The following is a 21056-nucleotide window of genomic DNA, read 5'->3' on the forward strand; positions in this document are numbered from 1 at the left end:
CCGCCCCCCCGGGGGGGCCGCCCCGCGGGGGGGGGGGCCCCCGGGGGGGGGGGGGGGGGGGGGCCGGGGGGGGCCCCCCCCCCCCGCGCCCCCCCCCCCCCCCGGCCCCCCCCCCCGCGCGGTGTCATCCGACCGGGTCCCGCAGAATGGTGCGTAGGTGCTCCTGCGGGGTGGTGGCAGTGAAGGGGTCCAGGTGGATCTCGTGGTGCGCGCCGACGCGCCGCAGGCCGCGGTCCGATGCGAAGGCGCCGAGCCGTGCGAGGGTGCCGAATTCGTCCGCGAAAGGGCCGTGGTGCATGATCTGCACGACCAGTTGTTCGGGCAGGGTGAAGAGCGTCAGCTCGTCATCGGCCGAGGGGACCGCGCGTCGGGCGGATGAGAGGTCAGTGGCGGTGGTGTCGTCGCTGACGTGTGCCAGCACGCGGTATTCGAGTGTGTCGACGGGATTGACGCTGTAAAAGTCGGCGATTTCGACGGGGACGGCCTCGGCGGGGTACCGGTAGAGGATCTCGACGACGTTCGCGGTGTCGTCCGGCTGCAGGGCGGGTGGGAGGGCGGCGGCGACCGCCGCGACGAGCGCCTTCTTGCGGTAGAAGCCGTCGGTGCCCGGACGCCCCTTACCGGTGGTGGAGATGAAGGTGGCGCGCGGTGCCCGCACGAGCTCGGGTGTATCGGCGGCGTGCAGGTGCGCTGTCGCCGGAATCGCGGTATTGCCGGTGGTGTCCATGGGTCCTCCTGAGTTGTCTGCGAAGGTGTGACTCGGGGCGTCAACGCCGACGGCTCTCGCCGCCGTCGATGACGAGTTCGGCTCCGGTGACGAAGCCGGCGCGATCGGTGGCCAGGAAGAGCGCCGCTTCGGCGGCTTCGGCCGCCTGCCCCAGCCGTCCGAGGGGCACGCCCTCGGCGAGCCGGTCTCGCAGACGGGCGCGAGCGGCCTCGTCGTCGCCGGCGTCAGCGAGGATTCCGGGCGTTTCGATGTAGCCGGGAGCCAGGGTGTTGACCCGAATGCCGCGCGGAGCCAGTTCGTTGGCCCAGACCCGGCCCAGGGCGTGCACGGCCGCTTTCGACGCCCCGTACACCCCGAAGGACGGTGTGCCGGTGAAGGCGGCGGTGGATCCGTTCAAGATTACCGAGGAGCCCTCGTGGAGCAGGGGCAATGCCTTCTGCACGGTGAGGACGACGCCGTGTACGTTGGTCCGGAAGATCTGGTCGAGGTGTTGCTCGGTCACCTCCTCCAGCGTGGCGAAGGATCCGCCGCCCGCGTTGACGAACAGGACGTCGATCCCTTCCCCAGCGGCGGCGATCGTGTCCATGAGCCGGGTGATGTCGGCCGGTTCGGCCATGTCGGCCCGCACGGGCGTCGCCCGCTCGCCGATCTGCTCCGCCGCGGCGGCCAACTCGGGTGCGCGGCGGCCCGTCAGGTAGACGTGCGCCCCTTCTTCGGCGAACCGCCGGGCGGTGGCAAGTCCGATGCCCGAGCTGCCCCCGGTGACCACCGCAGTTCTACCGTCAAGCTGACCCATTCTGTGTACCTCCATAGCGAATCTCGAAAGCGCCCTGCGCGATCGCGCCGGTCGCGGTGTTGACACCGTGCAGTCCGGATTTCACTGTCCATCCCCATGGGTGCCGCGCAGCGTCTTGCGCAGGCCGGTGTCGATGCGGTCCATCGTGGCCTCGTACGCCTCTGGGAGATCGACGCCGAGCTTGTCGGCCAGGACGAACGCCCACCAGAGGCATTCGGCCAGCTTGTGGCGTAGTTCGGCGTCCACGTCGCCGTCGATGTCCCAGGTGCGTTCGGCGGCCAGCACCAGGCGGCCGACGTAGGCGGCGTCATTGGTGAAGCCGACCGCGAGTTCCGGCAGCGTCCAGGTCCTGCCCAGGAGGCGTTGTTCGAGTTGCTCGTAGTGGGCTCGCACGCGCAGGGCCATCTCGGCCGCCTCGGCCAGGCCGGTCGGGGTGTCGTGAGGCCGGGTCTCGTTCATGAGATGGTTCCTCTCTGGTGTGGTCGGCGCGGGGTCACAGGTCGGTGATGCGCGTGTCGGCGATGGACAGAGCCAGGCCGGGGCCGTAAGCGGAGGCCGGTGATTGGAAGCCCGGGGTGTAGGAGCCGGCGAGGACGCGGCGGGCGATCTCCACGGAGGAGAGCTGGGTGAAGCGGTAGCCGGTCGGCGTGTCGATGAGGGCGCGGGCCACGGTGCCGTCGCGGCCGGTCGCCTCGGCGACGACCTTGCTGCGGCCCATCTGCCGTTCGGCCGCCGTGGGGCCGTCGGGAAAGGTGGCCAGGTCGAGGTCGATGGGCAGGGGCTGCCCGGTCTGGACGTACACCTCGACGGCGGGTGCGCCGGTGGACAGATGCGCGGTGATCAGGTCTCCCATCGGCGCGGACACGCATTCCTCCGGGCCGCCGTCGCCGAAGTCGAACGCGGCGACCTGAGGCTCCGGCAGCGTGACGATGTCGCCGCCTGCGCGGACGAGGGCGCCAAGGTCGCCGATGCCTGCGGTGGCGCTGGCGATGGAGCCTCGGGAGAACAGGTTCAGCCCGGCGGCCTCCTCGGGGGTGGCGCTGAGCAGCTTGAGCGCGATGCGCAGCCGGACGGGCTCGGTGACACGGGCGGCGGCGTATGCGGCGACGCAGTCGCTGGGCACCACGTCCCAGCCGGTGCCGGACATGACCATCACTCCGGCCGCCGCGGCGTCGGCGCCACGGGCTTGCGTGGCGGCGAAGACGTCGTACTCCGCGGTGGTGTCCAGGTAGTGCACGCCGGTCGCGATGCAGGCCTCCAGCAGGGGGCGCGCCGTCTGACGGAAGGGACCGGCCACGTTCAGCAGGACCATGACGCCGCGCAGGCCGTCGCGTACCGACGCCGGATCGTCGAGCGGGAAGGCGCGACCTTCCACGCCGAGCTCGCCGGCGAGGGCCGCGACACGTTCCCGGTTCCGGCCGGCGACGATGAGGTCGAGGCCCAGGTGTCGAGCGTGCTCGGCGATGAGCCGTCCGGTGTAGCCGGTGGATCCGTAGACGAGCAGATTATTACTTTCTGTCATGAGTTTGCTCCGTATGGTGGCGACAAGGTTCACGCTAGAACCAGACGCGGGCACGATCACTTCTGGTGGGATCGGCGGCCGTCATTCCTGATCAAGGAGAGTGGAGAACGTGGCAGTCAGGTGGCGGGGGTGCCGGCCACCGGCGCGGTCCAGCTGGCCAGCAGGCGTAGCTTCTCCTGCGCCGGGGAGCCGCGCTCGGCGGTGTAGACAAGGAGGCTCTGATCGTCCTTCGGCAGGGTCAGCGTCTCGTAGTGCAGGGTGAACTCGCCTACGGCTTCGTGAAAGAACCTCCTTGTCCCTCGGGGGTGCAGATGCAGGCGGTACTCCGCCCAGTACCGGGCGAACTCGGGTGCGGCGAGCAGGACCTCGCCGACGAGCCGTTCCAACCGCGGGTCGGCGGGCCTGCCGGCGGTGAGGCGGCGCAGAGCGGCAGCGACTTGCGGGGCGATCTGCCGCCAGTCGGGGTGGACGATCCTGGCGCGTGGGTCGAGGAACGTCCATCGGGCCAGATTGCGGTCCTTGATCGGCAGCCGGTCGAAGTCGTCGATCACGACTTTCGCCAGGTCGTTGGTGGCCAGGACGTCCAGCCAGGGTCCGTGCAGCAGGGCCGGGGCGTCGAGCGCGTTCATCATCGCGATCAGGGCCGGGCGCACTTTGGCCGGCCGGGCGACCGGCCCGGCGACCGGGCGAGCCATGGGGCGGCCGGAGGCGTTCTTCACGAGGGCGCGAAAGTGCAGGCGATCGAGGTCGCCCAGCTCAAGGGCGTCCTCAACGGCCCGGACCACCTCGGCGGGAATTCTGCCCGCGCGGCCCTGCTCCAGCTTGGTGTAGTACGCGGTGCTGATGCCGGCCAGTGCGGCGACCTCCTCTCTGCGCAACCCTGGCACCCTGCGCGGTGCCAGGCAGGCGGGTAGCCCCGTCCGTGCGGGATCGAGCCCGGCCCGGCGCGAGGCCAGAAAGCCCCCCAAGGGGTTGGCGCCCGTCATGTCGTCCTTCCTGAAAGCAACGCGTATCCGCTCGCGGCGGCCTGGGCCGCGCGCTGGACGGTGTCAGGTTCCGGCTTCGTTGTTCCACATGCGGAAGCTGCTGCAGCGTCCGTCGCCGGCGAAGGTGACGACCCACAGGTTGTCGAACCTGCCGAGTTCGGTGTAGACGCCGGTGCCACGGATCGCCGCGGTGTCTCCAGTGATCATGAGCGGGGACCAGTCGAAGTCCCAGCCGCCCTCCTGCCAGGGCCGGCGGGACAGCCAGCCCTGGACAATGGCCTCGCGCCCGATCCAGTCGGTCTCGTACGGCTGCTCGTGGTATTCGGCGTTGGCGGTGAACAGGGCGGCGATGTCGGCGGGGTCCGCGGTGCGCCAGGCGTGCACGTAGCGCTCGACCCAGCCGGTGAGCTGCTCGTTCGTCAGCATCGATACTCCTCAGCGAACGAACGCCTGGGCGGCCAGGCCGTTGACGGTGGTGTCGCCCTGCTGAAAGCCGACCATCGACTCGATCAGGTTGTACGGGTAATCGAGGTCAGGCGCCGTCAACGCGTCGAGCCGGGCCGCCTGCTCGGCGGTGAGGGTGACGTCGAGCGAGGCGAGGTTGGCCTGCAGTTGCTCGGGGGTACGGGCCCCGATCAACGTGCTGGTGACCTCGGGCCGCCGCCGGACCCAGGCCAGCGCGACCGCGGCCACCGTCGCGCCGAGCTCGCCGGCGATCTCCTGTAGCGCGTCGAGCAGGACGAACGTGGACTCGGTCAGGTGCGGCCCCGCGTACGCGGTGCGCCCCGAGCCGGCCACCTCCGTGGTGGTGCGCGCGTACTTGCCGGACAAGGCCCCGCTGGCCAGCGGACTCCACGGAGTGATGCCAAGGCCGAACCGCCGGGCCGCGCCGAATGTCTCCCCCTCGACGCTGCGGGCCAGCAGCGAGTATTCGACCTGCAGCGCGGCGATCGGCTCCCAGCTTAGGAGCCGGGCGGCGGTGGCGGCCTCGGCCACCTGCCAGGCCGGCACGTTGGACAGGCCGATCGCGTGGATCTTCCCGGCTCGTACCAGGTCGGTGAGGGTGGACAGGGTCTCCTTGATCGGGGTGTGCCGGTCCCACTGATGCATCCAGTACAAATCCACGTAGTCGGTGTTCAACCGGCGCAGCGAAGCGTCGAGCTGGGCCCGGATCGCCTTGCGGCCGGCGCCGCCGGAGTTCGGGTCGTCGGGCGCCATGCTGCCGCCGAACTTGGTGGCCAGCACCACCTGATCCCGGATCCCGGGGCGCTTGCCGAAGTATGCGCCGAGCGTGCTCTCCGAGGCGCCGCCGTTGTACATGTTGGCGGTGTCGACGAAGTTGCCACCCGCGTCGAGGTAGCGGTCGAGGATGGCGAAGGAGGTATCGGGGCCGGAGCCCCAGCTGCCGTCGTCGAAGGTCATCGCGCCGAGCGCCAGCGGGCTGACCCGCAGGCCCGAGGTGCCCAGCGTGCGATATGAGGTGAGGGACATGACATTCCTTGGTGTGCGGTACGAGCTGTTCCGCAACCCACCTTCGTCCCTCACGAGCCGCTGAAGAAGGCCGCGCGAGAGGGGGTGTCCGACCCCTAGGAACGGCTTCGCGCCGCGACGAGCCCGGCCACGGCCACGGCACTGGGGCTGCCCGGTTCGGGCGTGCCGACCAGGAGCTGCTGACCGGGCGCGTCGCTGACGTCGAAGGTCTGATAGGTCAGTTCCACCCGCCCGGCCTCCGGATGCACAAAGACCTTGTACGTTCGGGTGAGCTCGCCCACGACCTGGTCGTGCCAGAGCGACCGGAACGCCTCGGACGCGCCGAGCAGTTCTTCGACCAGGTCCTTGATCTGCGGGTCATCGGGGAACTGGCCGGCGTGCAGCCGCAGCGCGTGCACGGTCTTGGGCACGATCTCGTCCCAGGTGGCGAACACCACCTGGGCCTGAGGGTGGGTGAACAGGACCCGCACCATGTTCGGCTCGCCGCCGAAGGGCGATAGCAACGCGGCCGCGACCGCGTTGGTGGCCAGCACGTCAAAGGCGGGACCGAGGACGTAGGCCGCCGACGCCGGAAACGCGTCCAGGAGCCGGGCCAGCGCGGGATGCACCCGGGTCCGGTCCGCGTCCGGGGCCAGGCCCGGATTCAGGCCGGCCAGCCGATACAGATGCTCGCGCGAATCGTGATCCAGGCGCATCGCGCGGCTGATCGCCTCCAGCACCGGAGCCGACGGATTGCGCTCCCGCCCCTGCTCCAGCCGGGCGTAGTAGTCGCTGCTGACCCCCGCCAGCACCGCGACCTCCTCCCGGCGCAACCCCGCCACCCGCCGCTTGGCACCCGACGGAAACCCGACCTCCCCAGGCTCGATCCGCGCCCGATGCGCCTTGAGAAAATCGCCGAACTCTGTCGTATACATGCTGGTCACCCCACCCAACCTATAACCCCTCGCACCAGGCGCCGCATTTCAGGCATGAGCATCGCCTCACCCCGGGCGCTCACCCTGCCCGCAGACAGCAGGCCCGCTCACCGCGGGAGCGACCGATCTGCCCCTTCACCCCGCAGCGCTGGCCGACATGGTTACATGGCCTACCGTGCCCTGGGACGCGACAACCTCGCTGCGATCACCCTAGCCCACCACCGCCACGCCATCTCTCCCGGGTAGACGTCCCTCGAAGAGAGCTGATGGCAACCAACCATGACTAGCGCACTGTAGACCTGAACAGCAGCGCCGCCGGCGAGGCACCGCCACCAGAGGGCAGCCCAGCAAGATCGCCGGGTGGTCCGACGGACCCACGAAGCAGGAGAAGCATGATTTGTAATCGCTCGACTACCAACCGGTATGTGCGGGCCGCAACCGCAACGTGGCGTACCTGAGATGCAACAAACAGTTACCGGCCTCCGGCTCGGACAGCCCTCGTATCCTGCGAGCCACCCGAACCACGATCTCGTAGAGCTACTTTGCCCCTGGTGACGGCGACCCGAGTGGGGGGGCCTCGAACAGTGGGCGGCACAGCAGGACTGGAACACCCCGGCCGCCTGAACTCAGGCAGCCCTGGAACGCGATCACCCATGTCCAGGACGCCGGGAGCGCACCCACGACGCCGAGCCGGGCCGAGCTGAGCCCGGCGCCGTAGACTCCCGCCGACAGCATGGGTCACGTCGCGGTCGGCCGTGTCGCGGGGAGAGATTTCTCCGGGGCGGTGTCGATCGGCGGGCCGCCCGTTCGACGTATGGGGGCGAGGGCCGAGGGGCGGCCTTGCCGGACGAGGAGAACGCGATGCCGAAATACGTGCTGATCATGCGGGGCACCGACGAGACGAACGCGGCCATGATGGCTGATCTCGACGAGATGATGGCCGCGACCCACCGGTTCATCGAGGAGATGATGAAGGCCGAGGTTCTCGTCGCGGCGGAGGGGTTGGACGATCCGGGCCAGGGTGTCGTGGTCGACTTCGGCGGCGAGGTGCCGGTGGTCACGGACGGGCCGTACGGCGAGACCAGGGAACTGTTCGGGGGTTACTTCCTGCTCGATGTCGCCACGAAGCAGGAGGCGGTCGAGTGGGCGAAGCGGGTCCCGGCGGTCCGCGGGTCCAAGATCGAGGTCCGGCGGGTGGCCGGGGCCGACGAGGTCCCGCGGGGCGGCGAGAGCGGCGGCCGGATCTGATGGGCGGGGCTGACGTCGAGGCCGTCTGGCGGATCGAGTCGGCCCGGATCGTCGCCGCCCTGACCCGGTTCACCGGTGACTTCGGGCTGGCCGAGGACGCGGCCCAGGAGGCGGTGGCCGAGGCGCTGGTGTCGTGGCCGGGTGCCTGTCCGGCCAATCCGGCCGGCTGGCTGATGGCCACGGCCCGGCGGCGGGCGATCGACGCGATCCGCCGCCGGGCCGCCCTCCAGGACCGGTACGCCCTGCTGGCGGCCGACCCCGTGGCCGATCAGGACATCGACGTCGACGTGATCGACGACGACGTCCTGGCGTTGATGTTCGTCAGCTGTCACCCGGTGCTCTCCCGTGAGGCCCGGGTGGCGCTGACCCTGCGTGTGGTCGGCGGCCTGTCCAGCCAGGAGATCGCCCGCGCGTTCCTGGTGCCCGTGGCGACCGTGCAGGCTCGTATCACCCGGGGCAAGAAGGCGATCGCGGCGGCCGGGGTGCCGTTCGAGCTGCCGTCGGCCGATGAGCGCCGGGAGCGGCTGGGCGGCGTGCTCAGCGTCCTGTACGTGATCTTCACCGAGGGGTCGACGGCCACCTCGGGTGACCGGCTGCTGCGTCCCGACGTCGCCTACGAGGCGATCCGGCTGGCCCGTACGCTGGCCGCGCTGCAGCCCGGGGAGCCGGAGGCGCACGGCCTGCTCGCGTTGTGCGAGCTGACGGCCGCGCGCTTTCCGGCCAGGACCGGCCCGGACGGTTCGCCGGTCCTGCTCGGGGACCAGGATCGGCGGCTGTGGGATCTCTCGGCGATCCGCCGGGGGCTGGCCGCGCTGGCCAGGGCGTCGAGCGGTGGTCTGGGTCCCTACGGGCTGCAGGCCGCGATCGCCGCCGTCCACGCGTCGGCGTCCTCGGTCGAGACGACCGACTGGGACCGGATCGTGCTGCTGTACGAGATGCTCGGCCGGGTCGCGCCCTCGCCGGTGGTCGAGCTCAACCGGGCCGTCGCCGTGGCGATGGCCTCGGGGCCGGCGCGGGCCCTGGCCATGGTGGACGAGCTGGTCGCCTCCGACCGGCTCCCCGGTTCGCATCTGGTCCCGACCGTACGCGGGGAGCTGCTGGCCCGGCTCGGCCGGCGGGCGGAGGCGCGCGCCGAGCTGGAGCTGGCCGCCCGGTTGTGCGCCAACCGGCGCGAACGCTCGGTGTTGCTGGGCAAGGCGGCCGCGCTGGGCTGACCTTCCCGGCGGGCCGGCCCGGATCGGAGGCCGTGGGGCCGATGTGTTCCGGGGTGTCGTCGTGCTCGCGTGTCGCGGGCGGGTGAAGGCGCGGGTTCTGGCGGCGGGGCGGACCGGGGGCCGGGGTGGGGCGGGCCGCCGGTCCGTCGTCCTCACGGGCGCTCGCGGTCCGGGAGCGCCCGTCGTGGCCTGGCCGCGGGACGCCTTCCGGTCGTTCCCGTCTCGCCTGCCCCGGCCGTACCGTCCGCGGGGTCCGCCGGCGCGGGGTGGTGGATGGCGAAGACCTGGTCCAGGCCCACGATGCGCAGGACGCGGGCCAGGTGGTCGGGGGTGGCGGCCAGCGTGATGCCCGCGTGGGCCTCCAGCGCGCGGTTGCGGGCGACGAGCAGGACGGTGATGCCGCTGGAGTCGCACGTGATGAGGCCGGCCAGGTCGATGACGAGCCGCTGGCCCGGCAGCGGGGCGACGCTCCGGAGTGCCTCGCGCAGCTGTGGCGCGGTGTGGAAGTCGAGCTCGCCGGCGACCTCGAGCGTCGGGCCGGTGCCGGTGTCGTGGGTGGTGACCCTCAGGCGGCTCATCGGGCCTCTTCGGCGGCCGGGGCGGGGACGCCGAGGGCGAGGATGGCGGTGTCGTCGTCCAGGCCGTCGCCGAAGGAGGCCAGCAGCTCCTTCACCGCGGCGACGGCGGCGGTCGCGGTGGTGGGGGAGAGGGCGGCGGCGAAGGCCTGCAGGGCCTCTTCGCCGTGGCGGTTGCCCTCGGTGTCGAGGCGGGCCTCGGTGAGGCCGTCGGTGTAGAGCAGCAGGGTGTCGCCGGGCGCGAGCCGGGTGGTGGTGGTTGCGAAGCGCGCGTCGGGCAGGACGCCGACGAGCAGGCCGCCGGGGGTGGGCTGGTAGTCGGCCCCGCCGTCGGCGCGCATCAGCAGGGCGGCGGGGTGGCCGCCACTGGCGAGGGTGAGGGCGAAGCCGTCGTCGTCCGGGGTGAGCAGGCCGAAGATGACGGTGCAGTAGCGCAGGTCCTCGCCGGTGTACTCCTGGCGCAGCACGGTGTTGAGGGTGGCCAGCACCTCGGTGGGGTCGGGGGTGTGGACGGCCGCGGCGCGCAGGGTGTAGCGGGTCAGGGAGGTCAGGGCCGCGGCTCCGGCTCCCTTGCCGCACACGTCGCCCAGGAAGAAGCCCCAGCGGCCGTCGCCGAGGGGGAACAGGTCGTAGAAGTCGCCGCCGACCTGGTCGGCGGAGGCGATGTGGTAGTGTGCGGCGGCCTCCAGGCCGGGTACCGCCGGGAGGACCGCGGGCAGCAGGCTGCGCTGCAGGGTGGTGACCAGGCGCTTGAGGCGTTCGCGCTCGCGTTCGGCCTCCTGGCGGGCGCGCAGCAGCTCGCGTTCGTAGGCGCGGCGGTCGCGGGCGTCGAAGACGGTGGTGCGGATCAGCAGGGGCTCGCCGTCGGTGCCGGTCTTCAGGACCGAGGTGACCAGTACGGGCAGGCGGGTGCCGTCGGCGGCCCGCAGGTCCAGGGCGATCCCGCCGAGCTCGCCTTGCATGCGGAGCAGGGGGGCGAAGTGCGTCTCGTGGTACAGCTTGCCGCCGACGGTGAGGAGGTCGCTGAAGTGTCGCCGGCCCACCAGCTGCTCGCGGGTGTAGCCAAGCCAGGTCAGCAGCGTGGTGTTGATCTTGGCGATCTGACCGTCCAGGAGGGTGGACAGGTAGCCGCACGGCGCGTTCTCGTAGAGGTCCTCGGCGCTGTCTTCCAGCAGCGCGTTGAACAGTGCCCGGGGGATGCTGTGGTTGCCGGAGTCGGCCGGTCCGGGAACGGCCCCGGTGCCCGACATCACCGGTCGGCCGCGAAGGAGGCGATCGCCTGGGCGGTGGCCTGCGGGGCGCTCAGCTGCGGGCAGTGCCCGACGGCGTCCAGGGTGACCAGGTGGCTTCCGGGGATCTGGGCGTGGACGAACGCGCCCACCTGCCGGGGGGCGATGACGTCGCTGGCGCATTCGAGCACCAGTGTCGGCAGCTCCACCTTGGCCAGGTCGGCGCGGTTGTCGGACAGGAAGGTGGCGCGTGCGAAGACGGAGGCGATCCGCGGGTCGGTGCGGCAGAAGCTGTTGGTCAGCTCCTCGCCGAGTTCGGGGCGGTCGGGGTTGTCCATGATGATCGGTGCCATCGCCGCCGACCAGCCCAGATAGTTGCTGTCGAGGGATTCCAGCAGTTCCTCGATGTCGGCCTCGCTGAACCCGCCCCGGTAGTCGCCGTCGTCGATGTAGCGCGGGGAGGGGGTGAGCAGGACCAGCTTGGCGAACCGGTCGGGCTCGCGTACCGCGGCGAGCACTCCGATCATGGCGCTGACCGAGTGCCCGACGAAGGTCACCTGCTGGAGGTCCAGCTCCCGGCAGATTCGCAGTACGTCCTCGGCGTAGCCGTCCAGGGTCGCGTACCGCTCGGCCTGCCAGGCCGACAGGTCCGATCGGCCCGCCCCGACGTGGTCGAACAGCACGAGGCGAAACTCCTCGGCCAGCGCGGGCACCACCAGGCGCCACATGTTCTGGTCGCAGCCGAACCCGTGGGCGAGCATCAGCAGCGGCCCGTCTTCCCTGCCGACCATCACCACGTTGTTTCTGACCATTGCTGTCATTGGCCCATCTTTTCACCTGTTTCACTCCCCGGGGGAATTTGCCCCCGCTGTCGAGACCGTGATCGGGTCGAGCGGAGAGGGCGGGACCGGGTCCCCGGTCCGGTCGTGACCGTGGTCCACCACCCGCGCGTGGTCTGGGAGGACGCTTTCGTCAACGCCTGCCGATGGTGTCGCCGGATCCAGGGGCCGAGCTCACCGCGGTGTGGCTCGCGCGTATGCGTGCGAGCCACACCTTCTCTTCAACTGATGAGTATTTCTATGGCGGCTTTGATCTGGGCCGGGGCGAGGGCGGCTCGCGGAGCGGAACAACGGTGCCGAGCAAGCCCCGAAGCGGGTGCCGAGCAAGCCCCGAAGCGGAGCGTTTTCGCAGATGGGACGCGCCGCCGTCGGAAGCCCGCGATCCACCGCGGGCTGCTCCGGGTACGACCGGGTCCTCGCCCCGGGCCGCCGGGGTTCGTCCGGTCCGGTGGCCGCGGGGGTGGCCGGCCGGGCAGGCGGATAATGATTGGACGGGACGACGCCCGGGCTTGTAGCTTGCGGTTGGCCCGTGACACCGCCCGAGGAGGTGAGACCCATGAACGCTGTAGCGATGTGGGTGCTCCCCCCTGCCGTCACGGACGGGCGATCGACGTAGGTGTCGCCGGGAGCGCCTCGCCACCAGGCACTCCCGAAAGGCAACACCTATGCACTCTCAGCAGGTCACCGCCGGGCCGTCGTCGGACGACGGCGTCGAGCGTGACTCCACGGCGGGCGAGGTTCCCGGAGTTCTCCGGTCGCCGGCCTCCGGCGCCGATCGCGCGCCCCTCGTCTTCGATGTGATCATTGCCGGGTGCGGGCCGACCGGTGCGACGCTCGCCGCCGAACTGCGGCTGCACGGCGTGCGGGTCCTCGTCGTGGAGAAGGAGACCGAGCCCGCGTCGTTCGTCCGCATAGTCGGCCTGCATATTCGCAGCCTCGAGCTGATGGCGATGCGCGGGCTGCTGGATCGCCTTCTCCAGCACGGAAGGCGGCGTCCGGCCGGCGGTTTCTTCGCCGCCATCCCCAAACCCGTGCCCACGGGCCTGGATTCCGCGTACGCCTATCTGCTGGGCATCCCGCAGCCGGTCGTCGAGCGTCTGCTTGAGGAACACGCGGCCGGACTGGGCGCGCAGGTCAGGCGCGGTCGCGCGGTCGCCGGCTTCGAGCAGGACGACGAGGGGGTGACCGTCGAGCTGTCCGACGGGGAACGGCTGCGTTCGCGCTACCTCGTCGGCTGTGACGGCGCGCGCAGCACGGTGCGCAAGCTGCTCGGCGTCGGCTTCCCAGGCGAGCCCTCACGGACCGACACGCTCATGGGCGAGATGAAGGCGAGCGCGTCGCAGGAGGAGATCGCCGCCAGGGTGGCCGAGATCAGCGAGCCCCATCGGCCGTTCTGGCTCAGGCCCTTCGGCGAAGGGGCCTACAGCGTCGTGGTCCCCGCCGAGGGAGTCAGCGACCGCACGGAACCGCCCACCCTCGATGATTTCAAACGGCAGCTGCGCGCCATCGCCGGAACCGATTTCGGCGTGCACTCCCCGCGCTGGTTGTCCCGCTTCGGGGACGCCACCCGGCTGGCCGAGCGTTATCGGGTCGGGCGGGTGCTGCTGGCCGGCGACGCGGCGCACATCCATCCGCCCATCGGCGGGCAGGGGCTCAACCTGGGCGTTCAGGACGCGTTCAACCTCGGCTGGAAGCTGGCCGCGCAGATCCGCGGCTGGGCGCCGGAGACGCTGCTGGACACCTACCAGGCCGAACGTCGTCCGGTCGCCGAGGGCGTGCTGGACAACACCCGTGCCCAGGTGGAGCTGACGTCCGCCGAACCGGGCCCGCAGGCCGTGCGCAGGCTGCTGACCGAGCTGATGGATTTCGAGGAGGTGAACCGCCATCTGATCGAGAAGATCACCGCGGTCGGCGTCCGTTACGACTTCGGGGAGGGCCCCGACCTGCTCGGCCGCCGCCTGCGCGACATCGAGGTGAAACAGGGCAACCTCTACGGTCTGCTGCGTCGCGGCCGCGGCCTGCTGCTGGACCGCACCGGACGCCTGACCGCCGGCGGCTGGTCCGACCGGGTCGACCACCTCGCGGATCCCACGGCGGGACTGGACGTCCCGTGCCTCCTGCTGCGCCCCGACGGCCACGTCGCCTGGATCGGTGACGATCAGCGGGACCTGGACGACCACCTCTCCCGCTGGTTCGGCAGGTCCACCGGCTGACGCACGACCGGTTAACGCACGACCGGTTGACGAGCGGCCGGCCGCGGGAACGGCCGGCCGCTCATCGTCCTCGTTGTCGCGGCGTACCGGTCGGACGGCCGGCCGCGGCGTCCTCGTCGAGCCTGCCGGCGACCGTGAGGACGGTCTGGACGAAGGCGTTCACCCTGGGGGTCTGTCCGGTGGACGGCCACATGAGCGCGTAGTCGATGGGCGGGGCGTCGTGGAGGGGGACGAAGGCGAGGTCGGGCCGGGAGTAGTAGTCGGCGGCGAGGGCGGAGGTGGGGCAGACTCCTTTGCCCGCGCCGACCAGTGAGAGGACTTCCTGCCATGCGACGGTCGCCGGGCCGCGGGGGATGGGGGCGCCCGAGGGGGTGTGGGTCGGGAGGTGGAAGTCCAGCCAGTACCGCGGCGGACCGGTGACCGTGATCAGCTGAACGTGCGCGAGATCTTCGAGTGAGACGGACGGGCGTGCGGCGAAGGGGTGGCCGGCCGGGACGACGAGGGCACGTGGGACGGAGAAGACGGTGGGCCCGGTGGTGATGTCGGGTTCGTCGGCCGGGAGTTCGGTGAGCTGGAGGTCGAGTTCCCGCGCGCGCAGCAACGCGAACCCGTCGTTGAGCGCCAGTTCGTGGATCTGGACGTCGCAGCCGGGGTGGTCGGCGTTGAACGCGTCGGCGGCCCTGACGACGAGGTTGCCGCACCAGGCGGCGGAGAACCCCACGCGCAGCGTGCCGGTGACGCCGCGGCCGGCCGCGGTCGCCCTGGCGATCGCCTCCCGGATCTGCCGGTAGCCGGGAAGCAGGTCGTCGCGAAACCGCCGTCCGGCCGGGGTGAGGCTCACCTGCCGGCTGGTGCGCTCGAACAGCGCGGTGCCGAGCCCGCGTTCCTGCTTCTTGATCGCTTGGCTCACGCGTGCCGGGGACACATGGAGCCGCTCGGCGGTGCGACCGAAGTGGAGCTCCTCGGCCAGGGTCAGAAAGATCTCGATGTCGCGCAGCTCCACCCCGGCCCCCGGTTCATGAACCTCTGTGTTAACGAACCTTAAAGGATCTCCCGTTGTTCTCCGCCCCGGCCGGGGCGGATGCTTGAGCCCGTCACCGGCGGTCTCGCCCGGTGACGCCGGTGGAGCACGCTGATCTTCACCGCCCGTCTCTCGCACCTCACCCTCAGGAGAACTCATGCCGGAAAATCCGAGCTGGAACGCCGAAGGCGGCCGGCCGGCCGAGAAGGGCCCCGGCTTCCACCCCAAGCACTGGCAGGACCGGCTCGACGAGCTGCGCGCCGCCCACCACGTCCCCGGAGCGGCCCTGGCCGTGCTGTCCGGCGGCGAGATCCACGAGCTGGCCAGCGGGGTGCTGCACCGGGGTACGGGGGTGGAGACGACGACGGACTCGGTGTTCCTGTCCGGTTCGATCGCCAAGGTCTACACCGCCACGCTCGTCATGCGGCTGGTCGACGAGGGCCGGCTGGACCTGGACGCGCGGGTGTGCGACGTGCTGCCCGAGTTCGCCACCCCCGACCCCGCCGCGACCAAGGCGATCACCGTACGGCAACTGCTGTCGCACACCGGCGGCGTCACCAACGACTTCAACCACGACAGCGGCCGCGGCGACGACTGTCTCACCAGGTACGTCCAGGCGGCCAGGGACGTGCCGCTGGACTGCCCGCCCGGGACCGCGATCTCCTACGGCGGCCTGGGCTACATCGTGCTCGGCCGGCTCGTCGAGGTGCTCACCGGCCGGACCTGGGACCAGGCGCTCAAAGACCTGCTGTTCACCCCGCTCGGCCTGGAGCGTTCGATGACCCTGCCCGAGGAAGCGCTGCGCTTCCGGACGGCGATGAGCCACCTGGGCGACCCCGGCGCCGACCCCGACCCGGCGCCGGCCTGGGACCTGATGCCGCGCTCGGCCGGCCCGGCCGGCCGCGTCATCGTCTCCGCCGGGGACCTCGCCCGGTTCGCCCGGATGCACCTGGACGGCGGCCTCGCCCCCGACGGCACCCGCGTCATGTCGGCCCAGGCGGTGGCGGCGATGCAGCGCCGTGAGGTCGACGTGCCGGACAAGTGGACCGTCAGCGCCGACGGCTGGGGCCTGGGCTGGACCCTGTACGACTGGGACGGCATCGCCGGCTACGGCCACGACGGCGCCGCCATCGGCCAGTACTCCTACCTGCGCGTCGTGCCGCGGGCCGGTGTGGCCGTCGTCCTGCTCACCAACGGCGGCGCCGCCCGCCGCCTCTACGCCGAGCTGTTCGCCGAACTGCTGGCCGAGCTCGCCGGGGTGCGCGTGCCGGACGCCTTCGCGCCCGCGCGGAACCCTCCCGTCGTGGACATGACCGCGCTGGTGGGCACCTACCGGCGCGAAGGCGTGGTCATCACCGTCACCCGGCACGACGGCGGCGGCGCACGCATGCTCTACGAGTTCGTCGACGGCATGAAGGACCTCTCCCCGCCGCTGGACATGGAGCTGACCCCGCTCTCGCAGACGGTGTTCGCCGCCTCGGGCGCCGGCCCCTCCTTCAGCGAGGACTACATGCCCGTGGTCTTCTCCACCCTGACCGACGGAACCCGGGTCTGCTACGTCGGCATGCGAGCCACCCCCAAGATCGGCTGATCCCGCGGCCGACGACGCCGGCGGGGCCCGGGTTCGCGGCCGGTGCGGGCGGTGGTCCGGCCCGGCGGGGGTGGCCGGCACCCGAACCGGTCGTGGGAGCCGTCGCGCGATCGGCCGTGTTCGTTGCGATCAGACGGCGCGGGAGGAGCGGGCCAGCACCAGCCCGCCGAGGACCACGGCGATCAGCCCGACCGCCAGGGCCACCACCCCACCGACCGATCCGTAACCGGTGCCGGGACCACCTTCGGCGGCGGCCACGACCAGCCCGCCGGCGACCGCGCCGGACAGTCCCGCCACCAGGGCCGCGACGGCCCACCCTCTCCGAGGGCCGGAGCCGACCCGGCCGGTGGGGCGGGCCAGGGCCAGCCCGCCGACGACCACGCCGGCCAACCCCAGCAGCACGGCCACCAGGGACCACAGACGCCCGGCGGTCAAGGTGTAAGTGCCGACGGGTTCCAGCTGGGCCACGGCGTGTACGGCCGCCGGGGCGGCAGGCTCGAAACCTTCGACCAGGGCGGCGCCGGCCGCGGTGAGCGCACTTCGGACTGACACGGGGTGCTCCTCTTCTTCGGATGGACGTTTCTTCGGGTGGACGTCGCCCGATCATGTCCGCCGGAACCGGGGCCGGTCATCCGGCGGACGCGGACACTTCGCGCTGCCGCCGGTACCGTGGCCGGCTACCGCGGGAGCCGTGGGAGCCGCGAGGCTACCGCGTGTGCGGTAGGCGGCCGGTCATCCGCACGCAGGAGTCGCCCGCGCGGGCATCCGGGTAGGTTGCGCGCATGAGCACAGGACGGCCCGGTGTCCGGGCCGCTGTCACCGACTGGGCGATCGCCGTCGGTGTGACGGCGACGCTGCTGGTCACCGCCCTGTCCGGGCAGCGCCCGGCCACGGGAGCGGACCTGCTCGGCTACGCGCTGCTGGCGGCGGGCGGCCTGGCGCTGGCCGCGCGCCGCCGGGCCCCGCTCCCCGTCCTGGCCGTCACCGGGCTGTGCGCGGCGGGTTACCAGGCCGCCGGTCTCGACGTGCCCGCCGTCGCGTACCTGTTCGCGGTGTACGCGGCCGTACGGGCGGGACACCGCGCCGTCACGGTGGCGGCGAGCGTGGCCATGCTGGCCGCCCTTCCCCTCGCGGCCCTGGCCTCGGGCCTGCACGAGGTGGGCGAGGCGTTCGCGCAGGCCAGGGGCGCCCTGGAGGTGGCCTGGCTGATCGCGGCCGGTGCCGCGGGCGAGGCGCTGCGCCAGGCCGAGCGGCGGGCGGAGGAGGCCGAGCGCACCCGGGAGGAGACCGCACGGCGCCGTGCCGACGAGGAGCGGCTGCACATCGCGCGGGAGCTGCACGACTCGCTCACCCACCAGATCTCGGTCATCAAGGTGCAGGCCGAGGTCGCCGTCCACACGGCCCGCAAGCGGGGGGAGCCGGTACCGGAGGCCCTGCTGGCGATCCGGGAGGCCGGACGCGAGGCGGCCCGGGAGCTGCGCGCGACCCTGGAGGCGCTGCGTGAGGACCGTACGGGCCCGCCGCGTGGCCTTGACCACGTCGCGGAACTGGTGGAACGGGCTCGGGCGACCGGCCTGGACGCGACGTTGACGGTCGAGGGACAACGACACGACGTGCCGGCCGCGGTGGGCCGGACCGTCTACCGGATCGTTCAGGAGTCGCTCACCAACGTCGCCCGTCACGCGGACGCCGCCACGGCGTCGGTCCGGATCGGCTACCGTCCCGGCGCCCTCACCGTCCGCGTCGACGACGACGGCAGGGCCACACCGGATGCCGTTCCGGCGGGCGGCGGCGTCGGGCTGCTCGGGATGCGCGAACGGGTCACCGCTCTCGGCGGCCGGTTGCGGGCGGAGCCGCGCGGCGAGGGGGGCTTCACCGTGCACGCCGAACTCCCCGTGGACCAGGTGTCGTGATCCGTGTCCTGCTGGTCGACGACCAGCCTCTCCTGCGCGGCGGATTTCGCGCGCTCCTCGACCTCGAGGACGACATCGAGGTGGTGGCCGAGGCCGGCGACGGGATGGAGGGTCTGGCCCTGGCCAGGGAACATCTGCCCGACGTCGCTCTCGTCGATGTCCAGATGCCGGTCATGGACGGCATCGAGACGACCCGGCGTATCGCCGCGGACCCGGCCCTGGCCGGGGTGCACGTCGTCATCCTGACCAACTACGGCCTGGACGAGTACGTCCTCGACGCGCTGCGCGCCGGCGCGGCCGGGTTCCTCGTCAAGGACATCGTGCCGGAGGACTTCCTGCACGCCGTGCGCGTCGCCGCCCGCGGTGACGCCCTGCTCGCACCGTCGATCACCCGCAAGCTGATCGACCGGTACGTCGCCCAGCCCCTTCACGCCGGAGCGGACGCCGGGTTGGCGGGGCTGACCAACCGCGAGCGCGAGGCCGTCGCCCTGGTCGCGCGGGGCCTGTCCAACGACCAGATCGCCGAGCGGATGGTGATCAGCTCGCTGACCGCGAAGACCCACGTCAACCGGGCCATGGCCAAGCTCCGCGTCCGCGACCGCGCACAGCTCGTGGTCTTCGCCTACGAATCCGGCCTGGTGGTCCCGTACGGCTCCTGACATCTCCCCGTCGCCCGCGTTCCAGGAGGGCGAGACGAACCGGCGGGGGCCGTGACGTCCCGGCTCACAGCCCGAACGTCGCCGTCACCCGCCCGGCCAGGTCGTCCTCGGTCATCGTGGTGTCGACCTCGATGACGCGCAGCCGGAGGGACTTCGTCCGCTCGCGAAGGTGTTCGGTGAACATCCGATCGCGTTCGAGCAGATTACGCAGGGCCCTGTCCGGATCACCGGTCCTGCGGGCGATGTCCCAGGTCGAGCCCCTGCTGTCGATCGCCGCCCGGCGGAAGCCGGGCGTCGGGAGGAGCCAGACGGCCTGGTCCGGCGTGGTGAGGAGGGGCTTCACGAGGTGTGGCAGCAGCCGGAAGCCCTCGACGACCACGCGGGGGTCCCTCGGGAGGCGCAGGAGGTCCTCGACGATCAGGTGGAAGCCTTCCCCGCGAAACCAGTGGAACGTCTCGAGCATGGTCTCCGGAGATCTGCCGACCCATCGCTCGTCCATGTCCATGGCCTTGAACGCGCTCAGGAACGGGCTGTCCTCGGGCGTGCTCCGGCCGGCGTGATCCGACATCACCTCGTCGGTCGCGTAGAGCCGCAGACCGTGGCGGGCCGCTATGCGCCCGGCGATGGTCGACTTGCCCGCGCCGCTCCCGCCGCCGATCCAGTGGACGTGCCGCAGCCGTGCCCGCAGTGCCGCGGCGTCGGCGGTCCCTACGTGGTGTTCAGGTCCGATCGCGTCGTTCACGGCGGCTCCTCGGACGCGCCGATCGTCACCGTTGTCGATCTCGCTGCCGGCGCTCGTGGTCACCCTTGCTCTCTTTCCCATCCGGGAAGATCATATCGACCCTCCCCGGACAGACGGACTCGTCCAGGCGCTGACCACCTGTGTCCGGCACGCCTGTCGAGGCGGGCCGCCGGTGAGGCCGGCCGCGAAAAGGGGCGAACGCGAAAAAGCCGGGCGCTAAAAAGCCGGGCGCGAAAAGGGCCGGGCGTCCCGCTGGACGCCCGGCCCGCCACCGGCCCGCTCCCGTGAGGCCGGTCGCTCAGATCTCGCAGTTCTCCTCGGTCTCACCGGTGCAGTTGTCGGTGTTGGCGCCGCCGTCGGTCGTGTCGTTGCCGCCACGGCCGTGCAGGAAGTCGTCGCCGGTACCGCCGACGAGGACGTCGCGACCGCTGCCGCCCCACAGGGTGTCGTTGCCGGCCGAGCCGAAGATCTCGGTGAACCGGTTGACGGTGTCGTTGTTGACGATGTCGTCGCCCTGGCGCATGTTGACCATGATCGTGCTGGCGTTGTTGCAGCTGACCCCGCCGGAGATCGGCTGGCAGTCGCTGTCGGTGGAGGTGACGCCCACCCCGGTCACCCTGATGGCGCCACCGGTGCCCTCGGCCAGGGTGATCAGGTCGGACACGGTCGTGCCGGTGACCGACAGGCCGCCGAGGCTCACGGTCACGTTGATCGGCGCGGCCGCCTGGGCGGGAGCGGACAGGGACACCATGCCGGCTAAACCGGCGACGGTGAGGGCGAGGGCGGCGATGTGACGACGCATTTTCATCCAGTCCTTCGATTCGGTGATCCCGGCCCCCGTCGGGCCGATGACCCAAGGAAACCGCCTCGCCGCCCTCCGCTCTGTGCTGAAATGCGCGCCCGCTACCGGTCCAAGTACCTACAGCGCCGGACGGGACGCCGCTCGCCCGGACCCGCACGGTCAGGCGATCACCAGGTTCGCGTGACGCGCCCGGGCGGCCGGCGGGCGTCACCGGCCGATCCCCGGGCTCCCGGCCCCTCCGGCCTCCACGGCCGGTCATCGCGTTCCGGCGGCCACGGCGGACGGCGCCGGCGGCGGTACCACGCAGTCGCCCGACGCGGTCGCCTCGTATATCCACGCCGAACCGTCGGGCGCGGTGTAGAGGTGCCTGGTGGTGGCGGACACGCCCGAGCAGACCTCGCCCGCCGCGGCGGCCTGCTGGTTCAGCGCGGCGCGGGCGTTGCCCTCGGCGGCGCTCCTTCCCGCCTCCGGGCTGGGGCCCCAGCCTGAGGAGGTGGCCGAGCGGTAGGCGGCGGCGAGCGCGGTGGGAGCGGACAGCACCGCGCCGGTGGTCGATGCCAGGGCGATGACGAGG

General features: G+C 71.8%; 22 protein-coding genes. 6 read left to right on the forward strand and 16 right to left on the reverse strand.

The window, feature by feature from the left end:
• Window positions 1–124: 124 nt before the first annotated feature.
• The 8 genes from ACFYWM_RS38060 to ACFYWM_RS38095 all read right to left on the reverse strand — a co-directional run bounded on the left by ACFYWM_RS38060 (window position 125) and on the right by ACFYWM_RS38095 (window position 6436).
• Window positions 125–727 carry a hypothetical protein gene (locus ACFYWM_RS38060; RefSeq protein ID WP_389924526.1) on the reverse strand — a complete coding sequence of 201 codons (603 nt, stop codon included), beginning with the start codon at window positions 725–727 and terminating at the stop codon, window positions 125–127.
• 40 nt (window positions 728–767) lie between these two features.
• Window positions 768–1523 (reverse strand): SDR family NAD(P)-dependent oxidoreductase, encoded by a 756-nt coding sequence (locus ACFYWM_RS38065; protein ID WP_389924529.1) that lies wholly within the window; start codon window positions 1521–1523, stop codon window positions 768–770.
• A gap of 81 nt (window positions 1524–1604) precedes the next feature.
• Window positions 1605–1982 carry a hypothetical protein gene (locus ACFYWM_RS38070; protein ID WP_389924532.1) on the reverse strand — a complete coding sequence of 126 codons (378 nt, stop codon included), beginning with the start codon at window positions 1980–1982 and terminating at the stop codon, window positions 1605–1607.
• A gap of 34 nt (window positions 1983–2016) precedes the next feature.
• Complete coding sequence (locus tag ACFYWM_RS38075) at window positions 2017–3045, reverse strand: saccharopine dehydrogenase family protein (protein ID WP_389924535.1); 1029 nt, start codon at window positions 3043–3045, stop codon at window positions 2017–2019.
• A 116-nt stretch (window positions 3046–3161) separates the two neighbouring features.
• A complete protein-coding gene (locus ACFYWM_RS38080) occupies window positions 3162–4031 on the reverse strand; it encodes a helix-turn-helix domain-containing protein (protein ID WP_389924538.1) in 870 nt (289 codons plus the stop codon).
• A 63-nt stretch (window positions 4032–4094) separates the two neighbouring features.
• Entirely contained in the window at window positions 4095–4457 is a 363-nt protein-coding gene (locus ACFYWM_RS38085; protein ID WP_389924541.1) for a nuclear transport factor 2 family protein, read from the reverse strand.
• Window positions 4458–4466: 9 nt separating this feature from the next.
• Complete coding sequence (locus ACFYWM_RS38090) at window positions 4467–5522, reverse strand: aldo/keto reductase (protein WP_389924544.1); 1056 nt, start codon at window positions 5520–5522, stop codon at window positions 4467–4469.
• Window positions 5523–5617: 95 nt separating this feature from the next.
• Complete coding sequence (locus ACFYWM_RS38095; protein ID WP_389924654.1) at window positions 5618–6436, reverse strand: helix-turn-helix transcriptional regulator; 819 nt, start codon at window positions 6434–6436, stop codon at window positions 5618–5620.
• A gap of 861 nt (window positions 6437–7297) precedes the next feature.
• On the opposite strand from ACFYWM_RS38095, the gene ACFYWM_RS38100 reads away from it, so the two are divergent.
• Together ACFYWM_RS38100 and ACFYWM_RS38105 are read left to right on the forward strand one after the other, a co-directional pair.
• A complete protein-coding gene (locus ACFYWM_RS38100; RefSeq protein WP_389924547.1) occupies window positions 7298–7684 on the forward strand; it encodes a YciI family protein in 387 nt (128 codons plus the stop codon).
• Window positions 7684–8898 carry an RNA polymerase sigma factor gene (locus ACFYWM_RS38105; RefSeq protein ID WP_389924550.1) on the forward strand — a complete coding sequence of 405 codons (1215 nt, stop codon included), beginning with the start codon at window positions 7684–7686 and terminating at the stop codon, window positions 8896–8898. Before ACFYWM_RS38100 ends, ACFYWM_RS38105 begins: the two co-directional genes overlap by 1 nt.
• Window positions 8899–9050: 152 nt before the next feature.
• On the opposite strand, the gene ACFYWM_RS38110 is transcribed toward ACFYWM_RS38105, so the two are convergent.
• The 3 genes from ACFYWM_RS38110 to ACFYWM_RS38120 are packed head-to-tail and all read right to left on the reverse strand — an operon-like array spanning window position 9051 to window position 11523.
• Complete coding sequence (locus tag ACFYWM_RS38110; RefSeq protein WP_389924553.1) at window positions 9051–9476, reverse strand: STAS domain-containing protein; 426 nt, start codon at window positions 9474–9476, stop codon at window positions 9051–9053.
• Window positions 9473–10723: a PP2C family protein-serine/threonine phosphatase gene (locus tag ACFYWM_RS38115; RefSeq protein WP_389924555.1), complete on the reverse strand. Its 1251-nt coding sequence runs from the start codon at window positions 10721–10723 to the stop codon at window positions 9473–9475. Before ACFYWM_RS38115 ends, ACFYWM_RS38110 begins: the two co-directional genes overlap by 4 nt.
• Window positions 10723–11523 carry an alpha/beta fold hydrolase gene (locus ACFYWM_RS38120; protein WP_389924558.1) on the reverse strand — a complete coding sequence of 267 codons (801 nt, stop codon included), beginning with the start codon at window positions 11521–11523 and terminating at the stop codon, window positions 10723–10725. The genes ACFYWM_RS38115 and ACFYWM_RS38120 overlap by 1 nt, the downstream gene beginning before the upstream one ends.
• Window positions 11524–12206: 683 nt before the next feature.
• Between ACFYWM_RS38120 and rox the strand changes: the two genes are divergently transcribed.
• A complete protein-coding gene (gene rox / locus ACFYWM_RS38125; protein ID WP_389924561.1) occupies window positions 12207–13754 on the forward strand; it encodes a rifampin monooxygenase in 1548 nt (515 codons plus the stop codon).
• Between the two features lie 61 nt (window positions 13755–13815).
• On the opposite strand, the gene ACFYWM_RS38130 is transcribed toward rox, so the two are convergent.
• Window positions 13816–14757, reverse strand: a complete 942-nt coding sequence (locus ACFYWM_RS38130; RefSeq protein ID WP_389924564.1) for a LysR family transcriptional regulator — start codon at window positions 14755–14757, stop codon at window positions 13816–13818.
• 175 nt (window positions 14758–14932) lie between these two features.
• Here ACFYWM_RS38130 and ACFYWM_RS38135 point away from each other — a divergent pair, with 175 nt between their 5' ends.
• Window positions 14933–16366 carry a serine hydrolase domain-containing protein gene (locus tag ACFYWM_RS38135; RefSeq protein ID WP_389924567.1) on the forward strand — a complete coding sequence of 478 codons (1434 nt, stop codon included), beginning with the start codon at window positions 14933–14935 and terminating at the stop codon, window positions 16364–16366.
• 129 nt (window positions 16367–16495) lie between these two features.
• On the opposite strand, the gene ACFYWM_RS38140 is transcribed toward ACFYWM_RS38135, so the two are convergent.
• Entirely contained in the window at window positions 16496–16918 is a 423-nt protein-coding gene (locus tag ACFYWM_RS38140) for a DUF6223 family protein (protein WP_389924569.1), read from the reverse strand.
• Between the two features lie 230 nt (window positions 16919–17148).
• On the opposite strand from ACFYWM_RS38140, the gene ACFYWM_RS38145 reads away from it, so the two are divergent.
• Entirely contained in the window at window positions 17149–18279 is a 1131-nt protein-coding gene (locus tag ACFYWM_RS38145) for a sensor histidine kinase (protein WP_389924571.1), read from the forward strand.
• Window positions 18276–18938 carry a response regulator gene (locus tag ACFYWM_RS38150; protein ID WP_389924574.1) on the forward strand — a complete coding sequence of 221 codons (663 nt, stop codon included), beginning with the start codon at window positions 18276–18278 and terminating at the stop codon, window positions 18936–18938. The genes ACFYWM_RS38145 and ACFYWM_RS38150 overlap by 4 nt, the downstream gene beginning before the upstream one ends.
• A 64-nt stretch (window positions 18939–19002) precedes the next feature.
• On the opposite strand, the gene ACFYWM_RS38155 is transcribed toward ACFYWM_RS38150, so the two are convergent.
• The 3 genes from ACFYWM_RS38155 to ACFYWM_RS38165 form a co-directional block, all read right to left on the reverse strand.
• On the reverse strand, window positions 19003–19680 hold the full coding sequence (locus ACFYWM_RS38155; protein WP_389924577.1) for a hypothetical protein: 678 nt from the start codon (window positions 19678–19680) through the stop codon (window positions 19003–19005).
• 298 nt (window positions 19681–19978) lie between these two features.
• Window positions 19979–20482 carry a hypothetical protein gene (locus ACFYWM_RS38160; RefSeq protein WP_389924580.1) on the reverse strand — a complete coding sequence of 168 codons (504 nt, stop codon included), beginning with the start codon at window positions 20480–20482 and terminating at the stop codon, window positions 19979–19981.
• 255 nt (window positions 20483–20737) lie between these two features.
• Entirely contained in the window at window positions 20738–21022 is a 285-nt protein-coding gene (locus ACFYWM_RS38165; protein ID WP_389924582.1) for a hypothetical protein, read from the reverse strand.
• Window positions 21023–21056: the final 34 nt, after the last annotated feature.

This window comes from Streptosporangium sp. NPDC002721 (assembly GCF_042888905.1).
Taxonomy (GTDB): Bacteria; Actinomycetota; Actinomycetes; order Streptosporangiales; family Streptosporangiaceae; genus Streptosporangium.